Raw genomic sequence first — 8,177 nt, 5'->3', positions numbered from 1 at the left:
ATTTAATTCGTCGAGGTGTACAATGAAGGCGGCTATATTCTGCTCGCCGTATCTGCGCAAACGAATGCATAGACATCCTTCGCCCAACGTTCGATGTCGCTCTTCCTTTTGATGCGGGTATTGTCGCACCTTTTTCAAAATCCACCTTCTGCGTGCCGAAAGCGAGTTCGTGCATCCGCTCGCGAACCGCCGAAAATGATGTTTACCACCGTGCGGTATTTCGGTTCAACCAATCCCTCGTTGGGGTCTTTGATCCCGCGACGGCCCAAATGTCCGCTATCCGTTCCGGATATTGCGGCTCGTGTCGATGGGGCGAACCTTGCCTCCGGGCACAATCTCGAAGTTCAGATGTTTGCGGGTGGGGTCGTAGTTGCCCTTGCTCATGGCGTACTTCTCCGCCTCTTCGCTGCGATTACGCAGGTGTTCGTTGCCTTGGCGGCGGTGATCCCTTTCGATACCTGAACATCGAGAACCTGTTTTGCATTTGCCATACTGTTTTCGTGTTGTTTCGGACAATTCCCCGTGTCCCAGCTTGCTGCTTGCTTGGACACTTCTCCCTGCGACGTCAGTCAGCAGGGGTATTAGGCTCCCCCTTCCCTTTGTTCAGTGGCAGACGGGCAAGCCCGGATGCCTGCTATAACTGGAAGGATATTTGAACCTGAACTGGGGAGAATTGCCCGTGGTTATACAATCTCTGTCCGCGAATCCCGTTCAGCTTTCCTCCTGCGCCTTCGCCAGAAGCGATAAAAAGGGTTTGCGAAGCGATTCAAGGCGTTCCGTCTCTTCGTCCGTACCGAAGCCTGTCCCGTCCGGTTTTCCGTCGATAACAAGCTCTGCAAGCTCTTTCGAGGCCTCGATGAACGCCGCCCATTCCCCGCTGAGGTCGAGCCGGAAGAACTGCACGAGCGGCGAGCCGTCGTCGAACCTCGATTTACGCAGAACCCGCCAGAGGGCGGCATGGGCAATACATTCCAAGACGGTCTCACACAGCTGTTCTTCCGACCGGACGGTCTGTGCCGATGCCGTGTCGGAATGACTGTCCGGATAGATACGACTGTCCCGTCCGGCTATCTCCGTCAAGGTCTGGCGCATGATTTGTCCACATGATTTACCCACATCGAAAGAGGTTGCTTTGCCGATTATCCAGTCGTACAATGCTTCCTGTATTCTTGTGGCAAAGTCCGCTTCTTCCCGTCCGCTGTCCGGCATGGCAGGCGTGCCGGTCCGCAGGGGCATGGTAATGACGACGCTTTTTGCCAGCCGGATGCGTTCTAACTGTCCGAGCGCTTCGAGCGTGTCCAGAAACGAGCGGACAGTAGCCCGATGCCAATGCCACTCCGATGCAAGGTCGGAAACGGTTACATGGCACTGGCAGGGAGAGAGGTCGTAGTCCTGCCTTCTTAAAAACGGGGAGACGAAACCTGCCAGCGATTTATCCAACAAATCGCAGTAGGCTTCCGTTCTCGTTTTCCGCTCGCCGACTTTTTCTTTCAGGTAGTCGAACACTTCCACGTTCGCCAGTATGGCGGCGGGCGCTTCATTTCTATTTCTCATTTTCATTCTGTTTTTGATGATTCATAATGTGCGGATAGTTTCAGGTTGCCATTATCCGCATTATCGTGGCAGCCTCGCGTGATGATACTATGATAACTGTCGGCTAATGCTCCGGGACATTCCAGCCATTCGAGGAATTTGCGTATGTCTGTCTTTTCGGACATGACCCTTGCCGACGGGTAGAACAGGGCAGCCAAAAGAACAAAGGCGATTGTTACGGCCATCGTGTACAGATGCGGCACGAAGCCGATGACCAATGCCAAGAGCGCAAACCAGACGAAACGTTTCGGCCGGTCGAGCAAGCCGCGCATCCATCGGTCCGCCCGCCTGAAAGAGGCCCATGCGGCACACACGATGGTAGATGGCACGATACCGAACTCGCCGGGGTGTCCACTCGTATAGACATAATGAAACAAGAGTAATACGATAAGCAGCACATGGGCGTACAGCCTGCGGGCCTTTTCGCTCCACACCATTTTATCGTAGAATCTTGCCATGAAGCAACGCCTGCTTCTGTACAACAGTGCCGGAAGGACGACAGGCATTGCAAGAAATACGAATTGTAATATAATCCAGGTCATAACAGGTAATAGGGTTTTGAAGGTATATGAACGGGCCGTACCACGAGTTCCAATCGGACAATCCGTGGGTGGCCAAGCGGATAATGTTCTCGGTGTCTTCGGCTGTCAGGGACGACGCGCCTTTCTTCATCCGGGATTTGAATGTGCCGTTCTGCTTACGATATGTAGCCAGTGCCGTGTCCAGATCATGCTCCGGAATCGTCCACGTCATGCCCTTTTCGTATGGACCATGCGGTTTGTAGGCCCGCAGTACCAGCGTGCGGGTCACAAGGAAGTCGGTCCGGGTGTTTCTCGAAATGACGTGTTCCTTGTAGAGGTTGTCATCGGCCACTTCTATCCACGTGCGGTACGTGTCGATACAGAAAACCATTTGGCGGTATATCGTGTTTCGCATAGGGGTTGTTTTACATGAAATCCAACAACACGTCTTCCTGATTCTTTTTGTACTTGAAGCTGCCGTTCCCGGCGTGGAGTTTCAGATCGAGACACAGGTCGCCGTACATCAGCTCCAACGAATCGTAAATGGTCGCGATGATACGGTTTACCTTGCCGTCCGCGTCTGTCCGGGCGTTCATCTTGAACATCTGCCCGAAAGCGGGATTGGAGTAGGCACAGGTGCTATGACCGGATTTCTCCAGTCCGACCGGCACATGGTGGTAGAGTGTAATCAGCTCCATGTCGTCCTCGAATATGTCCATGACCTCCTCCAGATCATAGGGGTCCCGCAGCGGGAATGTGAGCAGAACATAGTCACCGTAGAACTGCGGCTCCTCCATCGTTGCCACATTGAGAAGCTGCGGCATTTGCAGGGGTACGAACGACATGAAGTCATCCAGAAAGTGTCGTAACATAATCATATATCGTTTATTTTGTGAATAGGCTTTTACAACGAGGCGATGAATATCTCCATGAGCATACCGGGCAGTTCGTCCAACCGGTCGCCCTCCGACGGCAGGATTCTGCGCAGTTTCTCGAATGCGGCGGGTGTTTCTGCGGCCATCCTGTAAAGGGTTTCCTTATCTTCCGGGGACAATAGCGTCATGCAGAGGCCGTCCAAGGAAGCGTAGGGCTGTAGAATCATCCAGACATAGGCTTGTGCCTGTTCGGGCGTTACGACCTTTCCACGGCGTATGTTGTCAAGACAGGCACGCACGTTCTGGATCAGCCGACGGTCGGTACGTAAGGCCATGTATATCGTGGCGTCCTTGTAAGTGATTTCCTTGCGCCCAGCGGCGAAAAACACCTCGGAGCAGCATTTCTCTGTGTCACGGGTGATGTCGGCCATATTCGCTTCGCCAAGCTCGTGCAACCCGGACAGGAAAGCTCGAAAAGCGGCATCCTCCCTTTCGATGAATTTTTTGAGGTCGCCGTTCCCATGTATTCCATTGTTCAGGGTTTCGGCAAGCACGTTACGATATGCTGACAGAATTTGCTCCTTGTTACCCCGACAGGCCGGACGTTTATCCAATTCTGCGAAAAACGGACGGATTTCTTCGGCGGAACGATGCAGTTCCACGTCTCCGGTATAGGAAGAGAAACGTTCTTTCAGAATCAGCACTTCTTTATAGGTGCGAGGTTTCGACATCGCCAGCCGAGAAAGTTCCGCACGGACGGAATCGTGCAGCAGAATGCACTCTTCACGTATGTCGGAATGTGCCCGATAGGTCGTGTCCCGGCGCATGGTTGCGGTCACGGAATCTTTCAAGGTCTGCCACTTCCCGATATACGCGGTCAAATCCTCAAAGGAAAGTTCTTTTTGCCCGCGTGTTTCGGACAGATACTCCCGATACAGACCGGCTGGAGTAGGTTGGGCTTCAACCAGTGATTTGACGTTCGAACCGTCGCACGATGTAAGTGTGAAAATGGCAATCGGAACGGCAGAAAGTCCAGCAATCGATAGTACAATTTTTAAGTATTGATTTTTACAATTCATAGTTCATTTTGTATTTTACAGCACAAATCTAAGTATTCTTTTCAAGATGACAAGCGCCGAAAATCGTTTTATAAACCATTTTTAACATTGCACTTAATAGTTTGATTTTCAATGAAAATAAGTGAAAGAAACGAAGGACACAGAAAGCCCTTCATATCATTTTCGTTCAAAGTATGGTTTAGTTTAAAATAAAACTCTTATATTTGTACTTATTCTTATAGAAGTGCACAATGATATGGCAAAAGTAGGTTACATATTCAAGGCGGATCGTTACGACGGATTCGAGGCTGATAAAGAGTGGATGCAGAAATACGGTTGTGTACAAGTGATAGAGGAACTTGTCGAAAACGAGGCTCTGCGCCCCAGATGGAAACAGCTTGTAGCGAATCTCGAAAGAGGTGACGAGATTGTCGTGGCCAAATTCAGCAACGCTCTCCGTGGGTCGCGCGAATTGTCCGCGTTTATTGAGTTGTGCCGAATCAAAGTGGTGCGTATCATTTCCATCCATGACCGGATCGACTCGCGGGGAAAACTGTTCCCCGAAACGACGGCAGCCGATGTACTGGATATGTTCGGGGCGCTACCCGAAGAGGTGGCGGTATTGCGGTATTCGTCCGCACATGTCATGAATCTGCAACAGAAAGCGAAGGTCCCGAGAAAAACGATGAAGGCGATGGATAAGGCCGACCGGGAGAATACCATCGTTGATATGTATGTCAACGGTCATTCTTTCGAGGACATCATGGCGGTAAGCGGGTACAACAGCCGGAGTTCGGTGTTCAGTGTGCTCAACCGGCACGGGGTAAAGCTCAATAGGGGAAAATTCAAAGGACCGTTGGGCAAGCGTAAGCCGAAAGATGGGCAATGAGCTTTCGTATTAGCCGGATTGAAATGGATTTTTTTGAGAATCAGGGCTATATGTTTTCTGTTCTCGTTGATTTTTAGTATCTTTATATTAACTTTAAGTAGTATAGAATATGGGAGAACTTATCGTTTTTATAGTGGTTTTCTATGTTATCGGAAAGATTCTGAAAGCTATATTCGGTGGTTTCAGCAAGAGTGATTACCATCATGACCGATAAATGGTGATCGGGTGTTTGCCTGCCTTGACTACAGGATACGGATTTGTATGTTTTTTATGTTTCTCTCCTTTTATCGGGGCTTTCCGATTGTCTGGTTCGTGCCGAAGGAACACCGTGAGATAAAGGTGGATTATCGTTTTCCGTAACATTATCAGGCTGGCAATCCAGACGACAAAGAGATATGTTATTATCTTTGCAACGGATTTTATAATAAAACAGTCTGACAAAAGCAGATATTATTGCCCGGATCGCACAGGAGACCGGAATAGAAAAGTCGGTAGCGACAACTGTAGTGGAGGCATTCATGGAGAGTGTCAGGGAGTCGATGATTGCCGGGAACGAGGTGTTCCTGCGAGGATTCGGAAGTTTCATCATCAAACAAAGGGCAGAGAAAAAGGCTCGTAACATTTCAAAGAATACGACCATCGTGATTCCGGCTCACTCTGTTCCTGCGTTCAAGCCTGCAAAGACATTCTTAGATGCGGTAAAAGAGGGAAAATAAAGAAAGTATAAACGGTTTTCTTCATAGTGTTTCGGGAGACCGTTGACAATGGTTATACAGGATAACACGATACCGCGACTGTCTTTTGCGGACGGTTGCGGTATTTGTTTTGCCGTATGCTATAAAAAAGGAAGTGGCACAAAGAGCCGCCGATGAAAGCCGACTCTTTGTGTTCCCTTGCTTAATCCGTCACCTCGTAATAATAACTTAACTCGTCATCTTTCAGGTTCTCTACCGCATATTGACCTGCCTGTTCCCAAAGGGTATTGTAAAGTGTCGCAAATTCCGGTTTCGTTTCATAATACTGCCAGATTTTATGATTGAGTACCAATATCAGTTCCGTGAGGTATTTATAGTTATTTTTCCATTCCTCGAAAGCACGTTTGAAAGTGTCTTGTATAGCTGACAGACCGAATCGGTCCGCTATTGAGAAGTCCTCCCAAAAAGTTGTCTGTAACTCGTAACCGTTTTCTCGCATAAATTCTCTAAATGTCATACGCTTTAAATTTTAAGTTTGAACTATTTTTTGTTTTTCCCTTTGGTACAATCTCGTACCGAGAGGCTGGTTATTTTTCTGCCACAGGATTGACGGTCAGTCCAGACAAGGAGGCAACGGGAAATACGCTCTCCAACGAAGTCGGAGAGGAAGATTTTCCGGTTGCAAGCGCCAGCGGTCCTTGCCGGGACTGGCAGCCGGCAATCGAACTTTGCAGAAAAAATAAGCGGGCTTTCGGCATGGAGTGTGTCTGGGGAACGGCTGTAAGGAGTAAAATGGGGAAGCTAAGGTGTTATAAGAGGATTGCTTTCCGGTTGGTTAGCCGGAGTACAATGGGGTACGGAATACGCTTCGATAAAAGGGAAAGAGTCATGAAGATATAAAAGGGTAATTCCGGCAAAAGGATTCAGGACACATCCATTGCCAATGTATCCCGAACCCGTACCTGTCATTATCTGTACCGAATGTTTAGGAGACCCACTCGTAACCTTCGTCCGTCAGTTCAAAATATTCGTCCATTCCCGGTTTCACAAAAAACATGAGATAAAAAAGGAACGAAGCTGATTATAAAAGGTGATGGTTCTGTATTTCAGTCATTCAATAAAGGATACCGCAACCACCTCTGGCGGGTGCGTTGCGGTATTTTGCGGGCAGCATTTTTATGCGGCCTTGTCCGGCTTGCGCTGCCTTGTTTTCCAGCCGTACACGGCGGCTACATACGGATAGAGGGAACGTGTTCTCCGGCGGAAGCCTTCTTCGTCGATTTCACGGTTGTAAATCTTATCGGCGATACGTTCCGCTTCGTCACGGCCTTTGGCGATACGGTATAAGGTATAGTTCGTACCGTCATGATGGTCCATCCGTCCGCGAATGTTGTAGCCGTCGCCGTACCATTCTGCATCGTCGCACTGGGATTTCAAAATATCGGCAATGGTGCTGCCCAATATTTGATAGCCTCGTCTCCGGCCGTTCCATAATCCCAAGTTGCCGAACACGACAATAATGCCGTCCACTTCTTTATTCAGATTGCTTCGTTCGTCGTCCAGCCGGCAATATACTTCTTCTGCCCATTCTTCATCGCTGACCTCGTAACTGTCATCGTCCAATATTTCCCGCTGGGAATTTTGATATTCTTCTTTTGCCGTTTCGTCCAACAGGTCATAGCTTGACCAAATCATCTGTTTCATACATTTTGAATTTTAAGTTTGACTTTCGTTTTTATCCCTGCTTTCGGAGGGTTTCCCTCGTCCGGCGGGATTTGATTTACGTGCGGGCCACAAGGCGGACAGAAGGGAAATAAGGCAAGGAGGAAGCGGATAGTCCCGTGGACGATTTCATTTGTGTTGAACAAGTATTGACGAGCTTGCGAGTTGATGGTTGTTAACGACAAATGAAGCCGCGCCTTGCCGATTCCCGACCGCCTTAACTTTGCACGGGAAAATCAATGGACGGCGGCGGACTCTTCGTGTGGAGTATGAAGGAGTATAAAAGTGTGGACGTTCCGGAACGGTAACGAGTAAAACAAAAGCGGCTTTCAAGCCGCTTTGTCCGGATAAGGCAGGAATTACTTCTTGCCTTTTTCCTGCTTCTTTACCGGTTCCGCAGGAGCTTCCTCCTCTTTCTCGACAGCGGGATAGAACTTGACGGCGACCGTTACGATGCGGTTGTGCAGCACGCCGTCTTTGTCGGTCCACTCTTCGGGCTTGAAGTAGCCCTCCACGGTAAGCAGCGTGCCCTTGGTGAGCTGGTCGAACGACCCGGTATTCTCGTTCTTGCGCCACGCTTCAATGTTCATGAAAGCGGATATGCGCTTGGTTTCTTCGCCGTTCTTCTCCTGACGGGCTACTGCCAGCGGGAAACGTGCGACACTTGTGGTGGTGAACTGACGGACTTCGGCATCTTTTGCCACGAATCCGGTTACTGCGAAATTGTTCTCGATCTTTTTCATTGCGATTGCTTTTTGAAGTTAATAAATCAGTTTTACGGTGCATAAAAAGTAGGTGCAGTAAAGGGCTGCACCAAGGATAGC

9 protein-coding genes and 2 pseudogenes are annotated in these 8,177 nt (G+C 49.3%); 2 read left to right on the top strand and 9 right to left on the bottom strand.

Annotated features, from left to right (window positions below; all coding sequences use genetic code 11):
• The 6 genes and pseudogenes from mobV to CI959_RS14320 all read right to left on the bottom strand — a co-directional run.
• Positions 1-491 (bottom strand): annotated as a pseudogene (mobV, locus tag CI959_RS14345) (MobV family relaxase); the annotation flags it as partial.
• A gap of 220 nt (positions 492-711) precedes the next feature.
• Complete coding sequence (locus tag CI959_RS14340; RefSeq protein ID WP_005777197.1) at positions 712-1,554, bottom strand: hypothetical protein; 843 nt, start codon at positions 1,552-1,554, stop codon at positions 712-714.
• Between the two features lie 2 nt (positions 1,555-1,556).
• Positions 1,557-2,135, bottom strand: coding sequence for a hypothetical protein (locus CI959_RS14335; protein ID WP_005777186.1), 579 nt, complete (start codon positions 2,133-2,135; stop codon positions 1,557-1,559).
• Positions 2,132-2,529: pseudogene (locus CI959_RS14330) on the bottom strand (hypothetical protein). Before CI959_RS14330 ends, CI959_RS14335 begins: the two are co-directional and overlap by 4 nt.
• A 10-nt stretch (positions 2,530-2,539) precedes the next feature.
• Positions 2,540-2,992, bottom strand: a complete 453-nt coding sequence (locus tag CI959_RS14325; RefSeq protein WP_004289490.1) for a hypothetical protein — start codon at positions 2,990-2,992, stop codon at positions 2,540-2,542.
• A gap of 26 nt (positions 2,993-3,018) precedes the next feature.
• The gene (locus CI959_RS14320) at positions 3,019-4,068 is read right to left on the bottom strand and encodes a hypothetical protein (protein ID WP_004289491.1); all 1,050 of its coding nucleotides are present in this window, start codon (positions 4,066-4,068) and stop codon (positions 3,019-3,021) included.
• Positions 4,069-4,303: 235 nt separating this feature from the next.
• On the opposite strand from CI959_RS14320, the gene CI959_RS14315 reads away from it, so the two are divergent.
• Complete coding sequence (locus CI959_RS14315) at positions 4,304-4,936, top strand: recombinase family protein (RefSeq protein WP_004289492.1); 633 nt, start codon at positions 4,304-4,306, stop codon at positions 4,934-4,936.
• Between the two features lie 434 nt (positions 4,937-5,370).
• Positions 5,371-5,652, top strand: coding sequence for an HU family DNA-binding protein (locus CI959_RS14310; protein WP_005777181.1), 282 nt, complete (start codon positions 5,371-5,373; stop codon positions 5,650-5,652).
• Positions 5,653-5,833: 181 nt separating this feature from the next.
• On the opposite strand, the gene CI959_RS14305 is transcribed toward CI959_RS14310, so the two are convergent.
• From CI959_RS14305 to CI959_RS14285, 3 genes are all read right to left on the bottom strand, one after another.
• Positions 5,834-6,148 carry a hypothetical protein gene (locus tag CI959_RS14305; RefSeq protein ID WP_004289495.1) on the bottom strand — a complete coding sequence of 105 codons (315 nt, stop codon included), beginning with the start codon at positions 6,146-6,148 and terminating at the stop codon, positions 5,834-5,836.
• Between the two features lie 659 nt (positions 6,149-6,807).
• Entirely contained in the window at positions 6,808-7,335 is a 528-nt protein-coding gene (locus CI959_RS14295; RefSeq protein WP_004289498.1) for a hypothetical protein, read from the bottom strand.
• A 377-nt stretch (positions 7,336-7,712) separates the two neighbouring features.
• Positions 7,713-8,096, bottom strand: coding sequence for a single-stranded DNA-binding protein (locus tag CI959_RS14285; protein ID WP_004289499.1), 384 nt, complete (start codon positions 8,094-8,096; stop codon positions 7,713-7,715).
• Positions 8,097-8,177 lie beyond the last annotated feature (81 nt).

Origin of the sequence: Parabacteroides sp. AT13 (genome assembly GCF_002272965.1) — a bacterium.
Classification (GTDB): Bacteria; Bacteroidota; Bacteroidia; order Bacteroidales; family Tannerellaceae; genus Parabacteroides; species Parabacteroides distasonis.
This window is presented reverse-complemented; position numbering and strand designations above follow the sequence as displayed.